Annotated in this window: 12 protein-coding genes; 1 reads left to right on the top strand and 11 read right to left on the bottom strand. The window is 48.6% G+C overall.

Features of this window, described 5'->3' with window-relative positions; all coding sequences use genetic code 11:
* The first annotated feature begins 24 nt into the window (after positions 1–24).
* Positions 25–312, top strand: a complete 288-nt coding sequence (locus tag M1K58_RS01845) for a hypothetical protein (protein ID WP_256756963.1) — start codon at positions 25–27, stop codon at positions 310–312.
* 90 nt (positions 313–402) lie between these two features.
* Here M1K58_RS01845 and M1K58_RS01840 read toward each other — a convergent pair whose 3' ends face one another.
* From M1K58_RS01840 to M1K58_RS01790, 11 genes are all read right to left on the bottom strand, one after another.
* On the bottom strand, positions 403–1,842 hold the full coding sequence (locus M1K58_RS01840) for a four-carbon acid sugar kinase family protein (RefSeq protein WP_256756962.1): 1,440 nt from the start codon (positions 1,840–1,842) through the stop codon (positions 403–405).
* A gap of 6 nt (positions 1,843–1,848) precedes the next feature.
* Positions 1,849–3,117, bottom strand: a complete 1,269-nt coding sequence (locus M1K58_RS01835; RefSeq protein WP_306220116.1) for a ribulose-bisphosphate carboxylase large subunit family protein — start codon at positions 3,115–3,117, stop codon at positions 1,849–1,851.
* Positions 3,118–3,134: 17 nt separating this feature from the next.
* Positions 3,135–3,824 carry an aspartate/glutamate racemase family protein gene (locus M1K58_RS01830; protein ID WP_256756961.1) on the bottom strand — a complete coding sequence of 230 codons (690 nt, stop codon included), beginning with the start codon at positions 3,822–3,824 and terminating at the stop codon, positions 3,135–3,137.
* Between the two features lie 24 nt (positions 3,825–3,848).
* Positions 3,849–5,576, bottom strand: a complete 1,728-nt coding sequence (locus tag M1K58_RS01825) for a hypothetical protein (protein ID WP_256756960.1) — start codon at positions 5,574–5,576, stop codon at positions 3,849–3,851.
* Between the two features lie 13 nt (positions 5,577–5,589).
* A complete protein-coding gene (locus tag M1K58_RS01820; protein ID WP_256756959.1) occupies positions 5,590–7,194 on the bottom strand; it encodes a response regulator in 1,605 nt (534 codons plus the stop codon).
* A gap of 38 nt (positions 7,195–7,232) precedes the next feature.
* Positions 7,233–8,051 (bottom strand): carbohydrate ABC transporter permease, encoded by an 819-nt coding sequence (locus M1K58_RS01815; protein WP_256758198.1) that lies wholly within the window; start codon positions 8,049–8,051, stop codon positions 7,233–7,235.
* Positions 8,051–8,920 carry a carbohydrate ABC transporter permease gene (locus M1K58_RS01810; protein WP_256756958.1) on the bottom strand — a complete coding sequence of 290 codons (870 nt, stop codon included), beginning with the start codon at positions 8,918–8,920 and terminating at the stop codon, positions 8,051–8,053. The genes M1K58_RS01815 and M1K58_RS01810 overlap by 1 nt, the downstream gene beginning before the upstream one ends.
* Positions 8,921–9,124: 204 nt before the next feature.
* A complete protein-coding gene (locus M1K58_RS01805) occupies positions 9,125–10,486 on the bottom strand; it encodes an ABC transporter substrate-binding protein (RefSeq protein WP_256758197.1) in 1,362 nt (453 codons plus the stop codon).
* A 124-nt stretch (positions 10,487–10,610) separates the two neighbouring features.
* The gene (locus M1K58_RS01800; protein WP_256756957.1) at positions 10,611–12,479 is read right to left on the bottom strand and encodes a cache domain-containing sensor histidine kinase; all 1,869 of its coding nucleotides are present in this window, start codon (positions 12,477–12,479) and stop codon (positions 10,611–10,613) included.
* A gap of 566 nt (positions 12,480–13,045) precedes the next feature.
* Complete coding sequence (locus tag M1K58_RS01795) at positions 13,046–13,744, bottom strand: SDR family oxidoreductase (protein WP_256756956.1); 699 nt, start codon at positions 13,742–13,744, stop codon at positions 13,046–13,048.
* 75 nt (positions 13,745–13,819) lie between these two features.
* The gene (locus tag M1K58_RS01790) at positions 13,820–16,912 is read right to left on the bottom strand and encodes a glycoside hydrolase family 2 TIM barrel-domain containing protein (RefSeq protein ID WP_256756955.1); all 3,093 of its coding nucleotides are present in this window, start codon (positions 16,910–16,912) and stop codon (positions 13,820–13,822) included.
* Between the last annotated feature and the right edge of the window lie 40 nt (positions 16,913–16,952).

The raw sequence follows: 16,952 nt of genomic DNA, 5'->3' as shown, positions 1-16,952 counted from the left end.
GTCCGTCCAAGGCGGAGCGCGAAGTTGAGTTTGGCTGGTACGAAGGCCAAAAAACTGCCTTGGCGGAGCGCAAAGTTGAGTTTGGCGGGTACGAAGGCCAAAATACTGCCTTGGCGGAGCACGAAGTTGAGTTTGGCTGGTGCGAAGGCCAAAAAACTGCCTTGGTGGAGCGCGAAGTTGAGTTTGGCGGGTGCGAAGGCCAAAAAAGTGCCTTGGCAGAGCGCGAAGTTGAGTTTGGCGGGTGCGAAGGCCAAAAAACTGCCTTGGCGGAGCAGCACCGTAAGGAGATACTTATCCGCAAGAAATCCATAATCGATAGAAAAAGCAATAAAGACACCCCCCTTACAGCGTTGGGCAGCAAAGGGGTGATGTCTTTATTGCTTTTCTCCTATAGGGAGAGGATTAAGTTGTCCTCCCACGTCTCACTTGATCAAAGAAGTGAACACCGCCTACTTGGCCGCCCTTCAATACCAGCTCTAGACCATCAAGCCGAGAGTCTGACGAAGAGGCGCGACACAGTGGTGCACCAGGGGTCAGTGCCGCAACGCACTCCAACGCATAAATACCCAGCTCTCTGGTGACATAGCCAGACGTATCCCCACCGGCAATGACGATTCTCGTCAACCCCGTCTCCGTAATGAGCAACTTCGCGAGCGCCCCAAGAATCGAGCCGAGCAGTCTGCTGCTGTCGTCGGCACTGTAGCCTCCGGTGACGAGTGCATGGCGGAAATGCGCGATACTGCTATCGTTTGGTCCTGCAGCTGAATACAGGATGACGCTCTTCTCCTGCTCCAGCAAAGCTTTCGCTTCTTCTATCAGCCGTTCACTTGCATGCTTAGCAGATAATGGGTCGATCAATTCATCCACCGGAACGCGCAGCCCGACAAAACCATCTGTTAGAGCAGCCTTAATCTGCCCTTCGGTAATCGGAGAGCAGCTCCCCGATACGATAAGCACCTGCTCAACTGACGAAACGTTAGTCGGATAATCCGACCGCCTTTCAATCAACCCTTCCGACTTCCAGCAAGCGCCAAGCGCATATTCGATTCCGGATGAGCCGATAACGAACAGGCCATCACTTTGGGCAGCCTCGTCCCATATTAGATGTCCAGCTGTCTCCAGTCGTTCTTCATCTAGCACATCAAATAGAACGATTTCTGGTTGCTGCGAGGAAACACATTGGTTCAACCGTTCCCGCACTTCAGGGAAATCGCCTTGCAGCGCCAAGATATCGATCAAAGAGATCCGATAATCGCATTGCTCTGCAAGATGCTTGCGCAGATCCGCTTCCTTCATTGGAGTGATCGGGTGCCGCGACATTGTCGGATGGCGATCCAGTCGATGAACCTCATTTCCTGCAGCTGCGTAATGATTGCCGAACAACGTATATCGGCCCAAATACGGAACGCCGACAAGCAGCGGAATGAATCGGCCACCGAACGTCTCACGACCGATTCGCGCGGCTGTTCCGATATTGCCGATTTCCGGCGAGGAATCGAAGGTGGAACAAATTTTATAATGTACGATAGCCGCGTCGGCTCTCTTCAACATCTCGAAGATCGGAAGAAGCTCCTGCTCCGCCGCATCCGGTGACAAGGACCGTCCGATACCAGCCACTCCAAACGCCTCCAGCGAAGCGAAGCGTCCCTGAAGCTGTTCATCGCTTGGCGGCTCCAAGAACAGCGCGCTTCTCACGCCGGCGCGGAATAGCGATTCCAGAACATCCGTCGAGCCGGTGAAATCGTCACCGTAATAACAAAGCAGCTTACTATGTCGGCGGTTGTGGGCTACGGATACGCTGCCCCCGTCGTCCGACTGAGCTTGCTCTAACGTTTCCGTCATCGCCGATCAGCCCTTTCCATATTTCTCGATTGCCCGTTTCAGCGAAGGATGTGCCTTGGCATATTCCTCAAGTGGAATGCCATTAACCGCCGCTTCCCATCCCAGCTTCATGCTTTCAAACCCTGCAGCGGCGCCATCCGGATGCGCCAAAATACCTCCGCCTGCCAAATGCATGACGTCAACCGTGCGTGTAGCCGCGAAAGTAGCCGGGGCTGTACCCGCCCATTGCGCCGACGATACGACTGGCATCGTCGCGTAACCACCATGCATCGGTGCTACGCACGCTTGAATGGATCGGACAACAGAGTCATTACTCTCATAGAACTTGCTATTCAACCCATTCACGTGCAGATGATCTGCGCCTGCGAGCCGGCAAAGCTTCTGGTAAGCGGAAAACTCGAAACCAAGCAGTGGAGAGCGGGTCAGCATCCCCCACTGATTGCGATGACCGTGTATGGGCACTTCACTGTAGCTGTTTAGATGCGCTAAACCAGCTAAGCCGACACTCATGATGCTAACCATTACGCAATTACCGCCCGCCTTCACGACCAAGTCATGATTGCGTTTCATCTCTTCAATGTCACCGGTAATATTGAAGGCGTACATTATTTTTTTGCCTGTGGCGTCTGCCGCTCTATCGATGGCTTCCATCACGGATTTCACCTTCAGCTCGAGAGGAGCATAAGGTGGATTCGCGTTCAATTCGTCATCCTTGATAAAATCGAGTCCAGCTTCGGATACATCCATGATGATCCGCTGCAAATCCTCCATCGCCAGGCCGATGCTTGGCTTCACAATCGTCCCTAGAATGGGACGATCAGTAACTCCGGTTAAGCGACGTGTACCCTCGATACCGAACTTCGGACCGGGATAACGAGCCGTGAAGGCATCCGGCAGCTCCAAATCAACTAGCCGCAAACCAGACAGCTCTTGCAATTCATATAAATTACCTGCTATCGCAGACATGAGATTGGGGATGGACGGACCGAAGTTATGCAACGGAAATGATACCGTTACAAGACCCCGGTTATAAAACCCGTCATGCCCAGGCGGCGTCTTGGATCCGGGTAACGAAGGCTCTCCCACCCGCTCCAACTCCACTATTTTTTCCACGCGGGCGCCATGCTTACGCTTCAATTCGTCCGTCTCACCGGGAACAGCTGTGAACGTTCCAGTAGACTGTTCCCCGGCGATTACCTCCGCTGCTCTTTGTAGAGAGTAGGGTGTCTCGACGAGATAGACGGCTGTAACTCTATCCTGATCCAATGAAACCAATGGGATAACCTCCATTTCTATGCGTTACTGCTTCCTGCCTGCTCCGCATCGAGCCGCTCCAGCACAGCCTTCACTTGCTCAACACCAAGTCGAGGACTGGACAATACAGGTTTACCTGTTGCTTCGCGCAGCCCGTTCTCCATGCGTGCCATCGAACCTTGCGCGAGCACAAGCACATCCGCTTGCTCGCAAACCCGTTTAGCCGTTTCCAGCAATATTCGGTCGTGCTCCTCTGGCTTTCCACCGACCAATGCATCGAATGCACCTTCAGCAAGTCCTTTAACTAATACCACTTCTTTTCCGAGCAAACCCGCTTCCCTTTGAATCAAGCGCAAGGTAGGCTCAAGCGTGGATGGCAGCGTCGCTAGCACAGCGATCCGCCCATACTCTGCAGCAGCTTTCGCCGCCATGGATTGATCGATCTTGACGATGGGTACACCGATCAACGAAGCTGCGCTATCCGCGACTTCACCAACGGATGAGCAAGTGTTCAGAATAACGTCCGCTCCAAGCTCTTCTCCGTTATGATAATATTGCACAAGTCTTCTAGCGACGCCTGGAGGAATATGTCCCGCTTTAACGACATCACCGATTAAGCTATCATCAATAATATTAACCAGACGAATGTTCGGAAGTACTTCCTTGAATACCGCTTTAAGCGGATCGGCCAATCCTTGGCCGGTATAGATCGCTACTACTGTTCTCATGGTTCAACGCCTCCTCGATTTGTTCTACCAGACGAGCTCGTTCTCGATCCGACGGAAACCGCCTTCGCGCATCGGCGCTTTGTCATATACCTTGCGTCCACTATAGAAAGGATGCTTCGTTCCCGAGGGGGAGATGTTCACAACATCGTCTCCGCGCCATTCGGTCTCGAACACTTGACCGATTGCCGTCTCGATTGTCTTGCGATGAGACAGCGGGAATTCAATCGTAATCGTCTCACCTGCGTTAGCCGAACCGAGAAGTAAGAAGCATTCATTGACCCATGAGCTCGGCTCGCTTCCTTTGCCTGATCTGATCTCTCCATCGTTCGACACGCGGGTATAAGCAACCTTAGCGAACCCTGCCCATTCCGGAATGCGTACGAGTAACCGTTTGATGTCTTCGTGAATATGCAGCACTAGCTTGCCTTCGTGCGGAAGATAGCTGTCCACGTCCAGCCACTTGGACCCCCGGTTGAGCAAGAAATTGACACTGACCGTGCCATTTTTCTCGGTAACCGTATTGCTCCACCCCATATACAAGCCGCGAGTTCCCGAGCCTAAGCAGCAGATTTGCAAGTCATTCGTATGCCCGCGGCCATGGTTTACGTCGCAGCAGAAGTCGTTCGGTGCGGAATAACCGGCGAAAGCTCCGCGCGTCCGCTCCGCGATGTTGTGATAAGTAATTTTACCGGGTACGTCTTTGGACCGATCATCCGATTCCTTCACCCAATCCATGTCCAAGAGCTGCGATTCCGTTAAATGATTACGAATATATCTCTCTACGATACTCCAGTATTTCGTATAACCGCTCTTAGCGAGCGTAATCCCTGTCGCGATCAGATCGACCAATGAACAGGTTTCGTGCTCGTAAGCCTGTTCCTTCATATCACCTGGCGTCCAGCCGAATGCCGTGCATTGCGTAACCGCCCAAGCATAGCTTTTCTCGACATAGCTAATTAAAGCTGCGTCACCGGTAAATACGCCGAATCTTGCAAGCGCGTCTAGCGTTCCTAGGCGGGTGTGAAAGTGTCCGCTACGATAAGCTAGCGAATCATTAAAGCTGCCATCCGCATTAAATACGCCACTGCGCTGTACAATCAGTGCGGTAAAAAATTGGCATAGCTCAAAAGCATCCTGATTGCCCGTCAGCTCATGGTACTTCAGCAGCGGCATAACCAGTCGACCACTGAAAGCAGCGGGGTCTGGGGCAAGCCGAAGCAGAATTTGATTGGATGATGGCCAGCCGCCTTCTTTGTATTCAGAGGAAGGATAATACCAAATATCCTTTTCTTTGATCGCGACCCGCTTAAGCGCTGCGACATGCTTGTCAGCTGCTTCCTTCACCTTTGGATCCTTCGTGTCCATGAACCATGTCGTCAATGACAAGATAACCGCACGCTGATCAATAAAGTTCGCATTCGCTTCCCAATCATAATTCGGATTTTTCTGGCGGTAGCTTAAGCCATCCTCCTTGAAGAAGGATAGGAGGTTCGAACGGTATTTCTCTTCAATATCTGTACCGAACGTTTCACCGGACATATGCCGGGCAAGAATCATCCCGTCAACCATCCGCCCGTGAGAGGAACCATAATCCCAATCTCCGTGTGTCAGGTTCGCTGGTTCGGTCATCAAATTAGCTGCGAAAAAGGGAATATAATTATAATCACGGTCCGCCATGCCAGCAATCGCATTCATTGCGTGTCCAGCTCTCACTTCCAGCGTTAGCGTATCCGGTATTTGTCTTTTCTCCATTATGATTCTCTCCTTAAGTTTTCTCTAAGTGTTGCTCCTGCGTGCTACGGAATTCTCCAATTGTCATGCCCATTTTTTTCTTGAAAATCTGGCTAAAATAACGGTAATCCTCGTATCCGACTTTACTGGCGATTTCATAGTTTTTGTGATTCGTATATTTCAAGTATTCGATAGACTTGGCAATCCGATAATCGGTTAAATAATCGACGAAGTTATGTCCTGTCGTCTTCTTGAACAGCCGGCTCAAGTAATCCGGATTCAGAAACCGGCTTTCTGCGATGTGCTGCAAGGAGAGAGGCTGGGCATATTGAACTTCGATCAACTTCTGTATTTCTTTAACGATTTTTTCCCCTTGGTTAGCTCGGGGGACGCTGTAGTACTTATTTACGGCAGGGATCAAGCAACAATCGAATACTTCGCGAATCGAAGCCGCATCATTGCGGACTTGTATGAGCTCCGTATAGCTGAGCGTACCCTTGCCGCTAACTTCCTCCAAGCTCGAATGCGCGGTTTGAAGCTGACGTTCAATAGAATGGACAAGCATAGAGGAGCAACGTTGCAAATGATCGACGGTCATTCCGTCGTCGGAGATAACCTCGTAGAAACGATTAAACTCCGCATTCGTCGCATCTAAATTGCCTGTTTGCAGCGTAAGCAGCAATACGTCTTCTTTGTGCTGCGGATACTGGTGCAGGCAGCTTTTCTGTTCCGGATTCGTATTCGGGTACAGGACAGCGCCCCATTCTCCCAACAACTTGCCGGAAAGCAGTTGTTTGGCCTGCTTATAAGCCAGTTGAATCGTCGCGACACTCTCCACTTTATCGTTGACGCCAACACTGTAGCTGACATTCCCTAGCTGCTTCAATTGATTCTGTACAACGGCGATAAACGGTATCAATTCCTTAGGGTTTAATGCACCTGTAACTCCTGTAACGGTCATGACGATTTCCCCGGTTCCTCCGAACGAAGACGCAATGGCGAAATTCCATGATCCGTTAAAATAAAATCCCTTGTCCGCCATGAGCTTCCTTTGCAGCCATGACACGTGCTGTTGTGTCTCATAACGATCGCAGTATCGATCTGGCAGGGCAACTAGCAGCACGAATGGGTTGTCAAACCCGTCTCTTGGAGGTTTTATGCCTATGTCATGCTCCGATAGATTCGAATATTCAGAATTAAACAGCGCATTCCAAAGCCAGTTCTCATCCTGCCCCATATGCTTCTCACTTTGGATCGCATCACGCTCTTCGAGCTTAACGCAAACCTTATCAAGCACAGAGGTCAACTCTTCTTTCTTGACCGGCTTAAGCAAATAATCGAAGGCACCGAAACGGATCGCTTCCTTCGTATATTCAAAATCGGAGTATCCGCTGACGACGATCGTAAGCAAATCCGGCATATCCCTCTTGAGCATGCTGAGTAATTGCCTGCCATCCAAGCCAGGCATCCGCATATCCAGGAACAGCAAATCAGGTTTTCTTTCGATGACCATGTCGTAAGCATCTTGTCCGTCTCCAGCCTCTCCGACCAGCTCAAGTCCCATCTCGTCCCAAGGGATGGCTCCAATCAGGCCACGTCGAATCCAACGTTCATCGTCGACGATGATGACTTGCCTCATTTTATCCGCCCCCCTTGATCTCTGTGTTTTTATGGAACTTAACCTTTCATGGAACCGGCAGTTAGACCATCGATAATATAACGTTGCAAAAATAAGTAAATGACAAGCACAGGAGTTATAACGACGATCATAAAGGCGAACACAACGCCCCAGTTCGTACTATAGAGCGTTACGAAATTGAATACTTGTAGAACAATTGTCCACTTCGTACTGTCGGTAACCAGATAAAACGGCCCAAAGAAATCATTCCAAACCGATACGACGACAACGATGGACACTGTGACGAGCACCGTGCTGATGAGCGGAAGAATGATTCGGAAGAACAATCGGAAATAACCGCAGCCTTCCAGCAAAGCCGCCTCATCCAACTCTCGCGGGATTGATTTCATGAACCCCACGAGCAAAAATACTGCAAAAGGAAGCAACACAGCCGAATAGTACATAATGATGCTGAAATAGGTTCCCTTAATATGCAGTTCATTCATCAATTTGATCGTTGGAATAATGGACACCGGAACGATCAATCCCATGATGAAGGCAAGATAAACGCCGTTGAGAAATTTACCACCGCGGCGTTGAATGATAAACGCCGACATGGCTGCGAACAAGTTCACGCATACGACAGTTAAGCCGGAGATTAAGAAGCTGTTCTTAAATCCGCGCATGATATTGTCTTGCTTAAAGACGTCCTTGTAGTTGCCGAATTCCCATGTCGTTGGCAACGAAAGGCCGAATAGAGCCGATTCTCGGATTCCCTTGAAGGAGTTCACCAAGATCATAAAGAAAGGAATCAGAATAAGGAGAGCAAGCGCGATGGCTACAATCTCTAGTGCGATTAATGAGCTTCGTCTCGTCATCACATCTCGACCTCCCTTTTCTTCATCATCATCAATACTGGCACGCCTACAAGCGATACGAAGGCGAATAGCAGCATGTTTACTGCGGTTGCATATCCCATTTCACCCGAGCTGAATGTCGTGCGGATCAAAGTATAGAACACTTCAGTCGTATAGCCAGGTCCACCCTCGGTCAGTACCATGACGATCTCGAATACTTTCATCGATCCGATCATCGCAAGCAGTATGTTTACAGTAAACGCCGGAGCCAGCAACGGAAACACAATGTGCCTAAAGCGACTCCAGTAATTCGCCCCGTCGATGGACGAGCTCTCGATCAAATCTTTCGGGATGAACTGCAAGCCAGCCAAGTAGACGACCATCGAGAATCCGGCGACGCGCCAAATGTCTGTAATAATGATCGTAAACAACGCGTATTTCGGGTCGTTCAACCAATCCTGCATCATGAAATCGAGTCCTATGAGATCGAGAAACTGGTTGACAACTCCGTGCCCAGGATGATAAATGGCGCGAAAAATATACCCGATAACAAGAGGAGCGATGACATAAGGCATGAAGAAGATCATGCGCAATAGGTTACGGGATTTCAGCTTTTCATTCAGAATCAACGCAAGCGCTATCCCCGTTACGTTCTGAAGCACGGTTACCGCAGCAGCGAAAATAATCGTATTAATAAAAGCCTGTTTAAGACGCGGTTCCTTGAATAATTCCACGTAGTTGTCCAAACCGATAAACTTGATTGCGTCAGCGTTAATATTCCAATCTGTAAAGCTATAATAGACCCCGATAATCGTCGGAGCGATGAAGAACAATAGGAATATGGCAATTGCCGGAAATGAAAAATAAAGTGGATACTTCAGCCTCTTCATGTTAATCCCTCCTTCCAAGTAAAACGGTTTCGCTGTCATTGGGACGGCGGCACACGTTTGTATCGAGCTATCAGATAGATAATAAGCAAGTGTGAAACTTAGAGCTTCTGATAGTCTATAAAAGAAAGGGACCGCCACGCACAGAACAAACTCTGCAGCGAAGCCGTCCCTCCGTTGTGTCGTGTACTGTTAGTTAGTCATTCGTTATTCGAAGCCTGTCAAACGTTTGGAATTGCCGTCTTTAATATAGTTCTTAGCCATCTCGTTAATTGCCTTGTCTACATCCCCATCGATGTGGAAGTTTTGCAACGTTTTGCCCAGATCCAAGAATGACGCGGTCAGACGATTTTGTACGTTTACAGTTGACTTGCCCGCATCGATGAATCCTTGAACCGTTTGTTGTACGGGATACATCTCGCTAGTCGCGCCTTTGAAAATCGGAATTCCGGGTTGACTTGCATAGAACTTATTGATGCTTTCCTGTGAAATCATAAATTTAACCAATTCTTTAGCTTGCTCCAGATGCTTCGCCTTAGAAGGAACCATTAACTGATTCGGAGGCGTAATCATTGCAGTTCCGGCATCCGTAGCGGACGGGAATGGGAAGAATCCAACTTTGTCAGTTAAGAACTCTTTACCGAACTTTTTCTCCAGCTGTGGTAGAACGCCATCCAGCATGAAGATCATCCCGATTTTGCCATCGCCGAACTCATTTTGCATCTCATCGTATGTTCCCGAGAGCGCATTTTTCTGGAACAGATCCAGAGCCTTCAACTCTTTAGCTTTAGTGAACAAATCTTTCAATTCGGCAATGTCGGACAGCTTCATCTCGTTTACGTTCAGCTTCTGAACGCCTTCGGCGCCGACAGCTTGATCGACCTGAGATACCCAGCCTGACAAATAGAAGATTTGCGTCGGCCAGCCTTCTTTGACCGCTTCGTAGAACGGGGTAACGCCAGCCGCTTTGATCTTTTTGGCAATCTCAATGAGATCAGCATAATTTTTCGGTGGCTCTACGCCGGCTTTCGTGAAGACTTCTTTGTTGTAGAAAACGCCCATTTGACCGGTTTTGCCGAATGGCACGCCATAGGCAAGACCTTCAGGTGTTTTCTGGAAGTCTGCGATGGATTCGATTACGTTGTCCCATACGCCAGCTTCTTTGGACCACTCCGTCAACGTCTCGTCCGCTCTTAGCTTCACGTATTGCTTGGTACCTGGTTGCATGAGGAACACATCCGGGAAATCGCCAGTTGAGAACCGGGTTTTCAGCATATTGTCGTAGTCTCCACCAGGTAACGCTTGAACTTCGACTTTATTGCCGGTTTGTTTTTCGAATTCGGAGAAAATCTCATTGTACGGTGTAACATCGTCCGTATTCGGAATCAGGAAAGTCAAAGTAACGGGATCCTTCTTCGGCTCAACCGAAGGACTTGCTGCCGACGAACTCGCGGGAGCGCTTACAGACGCGCTAGACGACGGTGAAGCATTCTCCTTGTTATTGCTGCCGCATGCTGACAGTGCAAGAGTAGCTAACATTACAGTTAATACGGGGTAAACCGCTTTCATCTTTCTCACTTCATGACACCCTCTCAGTCGTAATCTCTTACAACTTGATTATATGAAAACGCTTCCGAAGACCCCATTCACGATTATGACCTGTTATGTTTAATATTCTGACTACTTTGGCGAATTAATCCTCAAATGATGGAAAGATCAACGTAATTTCCGTGCCGATCCCTTTCTTGCTGTCAATAAAGAAATCAAAGCGGTCACCGAAACGAATCCTATATCGGGAGTATACATTTGTGATGCCGATTCCGTTCTCCTGGGCGGAGAAGGTGACTTCAGCTTGCTGCATAGGTGGTTTCAGCTTTTCTCTAATCTCGTTTAATCTTCTCTCCGATATGCCGACGCCATCATCCTTGATGGTTAGTCTGATTCGAGCTTGTTCGCGCTGAGCCGAGATCGTAATGTTTCCTTTTCCACGCTTACGCTCAATCCCATGAAACACGGCATTTTCCACAAGGGGTTGCAGTGTCATTTTCAACAATGGAGACCCATACAGCTCCTCATCGATCATCTGATGATAGACGATCTTGTCCTCGAATCGGATGCTCTGAATCTGAATGTAAGCGTCGATCTGTACGAGTTCCTCTTGCAGCGTGACAATTTCGTCCCGGTTTTTCGTATTATACCTGAACATGTCCGCGAGCGACTGCGCCATCACACTTATCTCAGGCACCTTATAATAATCCGACATCGAGCGAATGCTATCGAGCGTGTTATAGAGGAAATGCGGATTGATCTGCGAATAAAGCATCGCCAGCTCGACTTCCTGCAGCTTGATCTGGTTCAAATACTTCGTCTCGATCAACGTCTGAAGCTCATCCTGCATCGCGTTGAAGTTTTTCCCGATAAGACCGATCTCATCGTTCCGGTCGACCTCAACCCGAATGGAGAAATCCCCCCGCTTAATGCGATTAACGGACTTGAATAAGTTCAGGATCGGCTTTGTAATTCGTTGACCGAACATCACGGAGATGAGGAATGTAATGACGAATGCGATTAGCGCGGTAAAAATAACCGTCGTCTTAATTTTGTCGAGCGCTCCGAATATTTCGACCCTCGGTGTGATGATAACAGCTTTCCAATTCGAGTATTCGGACCTCGTATACGACACGAGCATTTCCTGATCACCGATAGTTGTCCAGAATTTCCCTTCCTTGCCAATCACTCGTCCAAGCTTATCCGCTTCGGAGAGAGAGCTTGGATGATCCCCTGATTCGTAAATAAGTCGATTATTCTCGTCCAAAAACACGATTTGGCTGTTCTCGGATAAATTGTCGTTCAGTCCGATACTGTGGAATAGACTCGATCTGTATTCCGTCCGCATTATAATGAAGCGGTCTGGATTAGAGAAGTCCCGGATCATAATGGATGAGGAATAAGAGGCCACTTCCGACGTGTCCTTCCCATCCGTCTCAATTAATCCACTAAAGAATACTTCTCCATCCTTGGCGACGGTCGAGCGAAACCATTCCGAATTGCGCACCTGCGCCGGTGTCCAAGGCTTCCGTGCATCTGAAGAGCTTAACAGTTCCCCGTTGCTATAATAGATTTGGAACCGGATGAAATCGCGGATCGGAGTCACATTAAAGCTTTTTAAGTAGAGATCTCCAATGTTTTGCCGGAACTGAAACTTCTCTTGAGCGCTCATATCTTCATAACGGTTAATTCCGTCAACATATTCAGAATCATTATAGGGTGCAAGCAATAAATTGCGTTTGCTATGAAAGTCGTTATCCATATTGTTCTCAATCTGCCTGATGACCTGCATACTGGCCGATTCGATTCTCTCAGATATCGTCTTGGAAGAGATATAGAACGATACGGTCCCGACTAATGTAATACTAAGTAAAATGACAACAAAGTAGCTAAGTAATAGTACGGTGCGGATGCGGATGACGGTGCCCCCCTTTATGCTAGCGTTTACAATACCAAATATCGCTATCTCCTGCAACCGATCAGCACTTCTTGTGAGCTTCTCATTGGTCATCATAGAGTAATTCCATTCCGCATCCCTTGATGCTAAGCTTTAATTTAGGAAAATGAAAGAGGGGGACTTTCCCAAAACGAAAAAGGTTGGTGCAGCAGGGTTTATTCCCATAGCACTTTTTTTCGTCTTTGGTCAATTGCTGCTATCTTGACGAGATTGCCTCTCATCTTAGGGGACATGTTTTGGAGGTGGATTTGAAAGAATAACGTTATCGCATCACTCTATCGACCGGATGTTGGAGTTAAGCACCTGAATAACGTTACGCCATAACGTTATTGGCTTCGAATTCACGTTTTGGAGGCAGATTTGGAACAATAACGTTATCGCATCACTCTATCGACCGAATGTTGGAGTTAAGCTCTTGAATAACGTTATGCCATATCGTTATTCGCTATAGATTCACGTTTTGGAGGAGGAGTTGGAGCATTGGCTTCGAATCCGGTAGCGTTTTGGAGGCAGCTTTGGAAGTTGATCCGGCAGAAAAGTAAAGAGGCTGATCATAAGGTTCACTTATGGCACAGCCCCCTCTCTATAGCCTGACTTTCAACGCAATAGCAGCATGTACGATTTTAGAAGGGCAAGTGCGAGCCGTCCGCATGGATGAAGAATCCATCATGGTCAGGCTTCTGCAGCCCTGCTACCAGTTCATAGATTTGCTTGGCCGGCTCGCAAGCATCGAGTGGCGCATCCGGCCCCCCCTGATCCGTGCGTACCCAACCGGGATGAACGGAGTAAACCTTAATGCTGCGGCCAGCCAACTCATGGCGTAACTTGCCGGTAAACATATTTAACGCTGCCTTCGACATCCCGTAGGAATAATCTGGACTCTTACAGTTGTCCATAATTCCGGATGTAGAAGACATATTGATCACCATCGCCCGCTCGCCTTCCTGAATAAGCGGGATAAAATGTTTGCACACTCGAACCGGACCGAACACGTTCGTCTGGAATGTGGTCTCATAGTCGGCCAAATCTGCGTTACCGACTGTATCCGGTCTTCCGATCGCGATCGCTGCATTATTGATGATTACGTCGATATTTCCTTGCGCCTCACTCACTTGGCTCGCGGCTTCGCGAACGGATTCCTCTTCCTGCACATCCAACGTGAGCAACGTAAGCAAGCCGGGGTGGGCTTCCCGCAACTCCGCAAGCTTGTCCGCGCGGCCGATATCTCTGACGCCCGCAATCACTTCATGTCCTTGCTTCAGGAACTCCCCGACAATAGCTAATCCGATCCCGCGATTGGCACCTGTAATCATTATTCTCATGTTGTCAACCTTCTCCCGAATTCGATTGTTTCTAAGTCCAATAGCAGCACATCGGCACTTGGCCCTTTCAACTCATCAATCATGCTTCGTCTTTCGCACGGCTACAATCGATATTTCAAAGCGCTGCTCCTTAGAGCTAAGCAAATATTTGTCCATCGTTGGCGCATAGCCGCAGCTATGATTACCGATTCCACTATGTCCGGCATCCAGCTTAACAATTGTCTCATTCAGACGTGTCAGCTGATGAATGTGACGAGATTCGGTCATATCCTTAGTCGAATAATGATGAACGCTCATCTCGTAAGGAAGCTTACCCTTGAACTGCAAGCCGAGCCCTTGCTCATTCACAATCGTGGACCAGCGCACCTCCGACTTATTTCCGTTCTCTTGAGGCTTCTCATAGGGGACAAATTGTTCTTCAACAGTTCCGCTGTATACACCTAGTTTTCCACTTTCTTTGCGATCTGGGTAGCATTCGTGAGGACCTTTGCCGAACCAGGTAAGTTGATCATAGCTGTCCGTTAGACGAAGCTCTAAGCCGAATCGCGGCAATGAAGGCAATTCCTTCGTGGGATCAAGGGTAGCTTCGATGTTCACCTGTCCGTTACGGTCAATCTCATAATGGATAATAGATCGGAAGGCAAGCCCTTCCCCTCTGGCTCCCAAAGTCATTTCCACCGATAGACGGCAGATATCCTCATTACTCTCGCACACCGTAAATTTCCGAACATCGGCAACGAGTCGATTATACCCAGCTTTAATCCATTCCTTGGCCAGATGGACATCGTTGTCAACCGGAGCACGCCAGAGGTTGAGCTTAGGTCCAGAAATAAGCACATTCTCACCCTGTTGCTCCCAAGCCGAGATCCATCCTGTGAGCTTATCGAAAGTAATTCGGAAGCCTTCGCCGGAGATAATCATTTCCTTCTTCTCTTCTTCCACCCGCAGAGGATGTTGCTTTGCTATAGTCGCAGATACAGTGCTAGCGCCTTCTACTGGTAGCTGCAAATCTGCCCATGCGATTTCATGTCCCGCTTCTGCCCACGCCGTATCTTCTCTTAGTAAAAATCGAATGTGAATCCAATAATCACCGGAAGATTTCAACAGAGCGCCATTAAGAGGTAACTCAATGATGTCCTGTGAGCCAGCTTCTGTGGATAGGGACTCAATCGTTCCCCCGTCTAGCTCTATACCGTCCCGCATCAGCTTCCATTCCCCATACAGATGCGCAAGCGATACAAAATGATAGCGATTCGTAATGCGTACTCGGCCGGCAAGTATATCGATTGCTTCAATCTTCACGGGCTCTATCGCTTTTTTGTATTCGAGTATCGAAGGCTTCAGACCGCGATCCGGGAACGTAAGCCCATCCATACAGAAGGGTCCACTATGTGGCTCATCTCCGAAATCTCCGCCGTATGCGTACCAGTTCTTCCCTTCGGCTGTGCTCTGAGTGATACCTAAATCAGACCATTCCCATATCAGTCCACCGAGCAGCCGCGGATAGGCGTACACCGCATCCCAATATTCCTTCTGGTTGCCCGTGGAATTTCCCATGGCATGACCGAATTCGATCATTAGATAAGGTCGTGGGTCATCCTTTTCCCCTTCCGCGATCAGCATATCAACTGAGGGATACATCGTGCTGACGACGTCGACAACGGAAGCTTCATAGGCTCGTTCATAATGGATCGGTCGTGTAGGATCTGCTTCTCTGACCCAATGCGCCATCGCATCGTGATTCGAACCATAGCCGGATTCGTTACCTAGTGACCATAGAATAACGGACGGGTGATTCTTATCCCGCTCCACCATTTTTCTCGCCCGCTGAACATAAGCTTCTCGCCAATCCTCATGCTTGCTTAGATAGCTCTCATCCTCAATAAAGTGAAAGCCATGCGTTTCCAGATCTGCCTCGTCAATCGCGAACAAACCGTATTGATCACATAGATTCAGCCAACGGGTATCGTTAGGATAGTGGGATAGCCGAACAGTATTGACATTGTGCTGCTTCATCAGCTTAATATCCGCAACCATAGCTTCCAGCGTCGTTACATAACCGGTAACCGGGTGGAATTCATTCCGATTTACACCTTTAATAATAATCGGCTTCCCATTGATATACAGCTGTCCCTCTCTAATCGCAATATCGCGGAAGCCGACCGATATCTCCTTAACCTCCTGGATCACATCGTTAGCATCGTATATCGTTATCAGTAGCTTGTACAAATAGGGGGTTTCCGCTGTCCATGTGCTTGGAGCTTCGATCTGTTCCGAGAGCATAATACTCCTCTCTAGACCATCTTCCGGCTGAAGCGATCCCTCATAATAACGATCAAAAATTGTCTCTCGCTGCTCGTCCATCAATATCGTACGAAGCTTCCATGAGTCAAAGTCCGCAGAGTTTGCTTCTCGATGCCCTTGATGGGTTTGCGTTATTTTCAGCTTCATCTCCAGCTCGGCACTCCGATAATCGCTAGCCAGTATCGTACGTACACGAGCATCTTCAATGGTCATGTTCGGAAGCGATAATAGGAACACATCCCGAAAAATCCCACTTAATCGCCATTTGTCCTGAGACTCCAGATAGCTTCCATCGCACCATTGGTACACTCGAACGGCCAACACATTATGTCCAGCCTGAACGAACGAAGAGATATCAAACTCTGAACGGTTATGGCTGCCTTGGCTGTATCCAACAAACTGACCATTTACCCACACATGATAGGACGAATCCACACCGTCGAAAACGAGCCGAGTCTGCCTGTCATCCCAACCCTCTCTAAGCTGAAACACCGTGCGATAACAGCCAACTGGATTCATGAGCGGCACATTCGGCGGATCTATAGGAAAAGGATAAGGACAGCTACTGTAATGTGGGCTTCCGTATCCATTCATTTGCCAATTTCCAGGTACCGGTATTTGATCCCAGTCTTCATCTCTGAAATCGGTTACAAAAAAATGAGCAGGAGCCAAATCCGGACTTCCAGCATAGCAGAATTTCCAGCTTCCATTTAATAAATGATAGTAAGGCGATGCCTCACGTTTTTTCTCCAAAGCGCTATTAAAATCCCCGTAAGGAAGCAAGTCTGCCCGTGGGGCTATCGTATTACGTTCCAGAATGTTCAAATTCATCCAATCTGGTATTTCAGTATCGATTGTGTTCATAACCATCCTCCAGTTCTACCGTATAAGACAAGCATTATTT

The organism is Cohnella sp. WQ 127256 (assembly GCF_024519285.1).
Taxonomy (GTDB): Bacteria; Bacillota; Bacilli; order Paenibacillales; family Paenibacillaceae; genus Cohnella.
The sequence above is the reverse complement of the archived record's forward strand: the minus strand, read 5'-3'. Positions and strand labels throughout refer to the sequence as shown.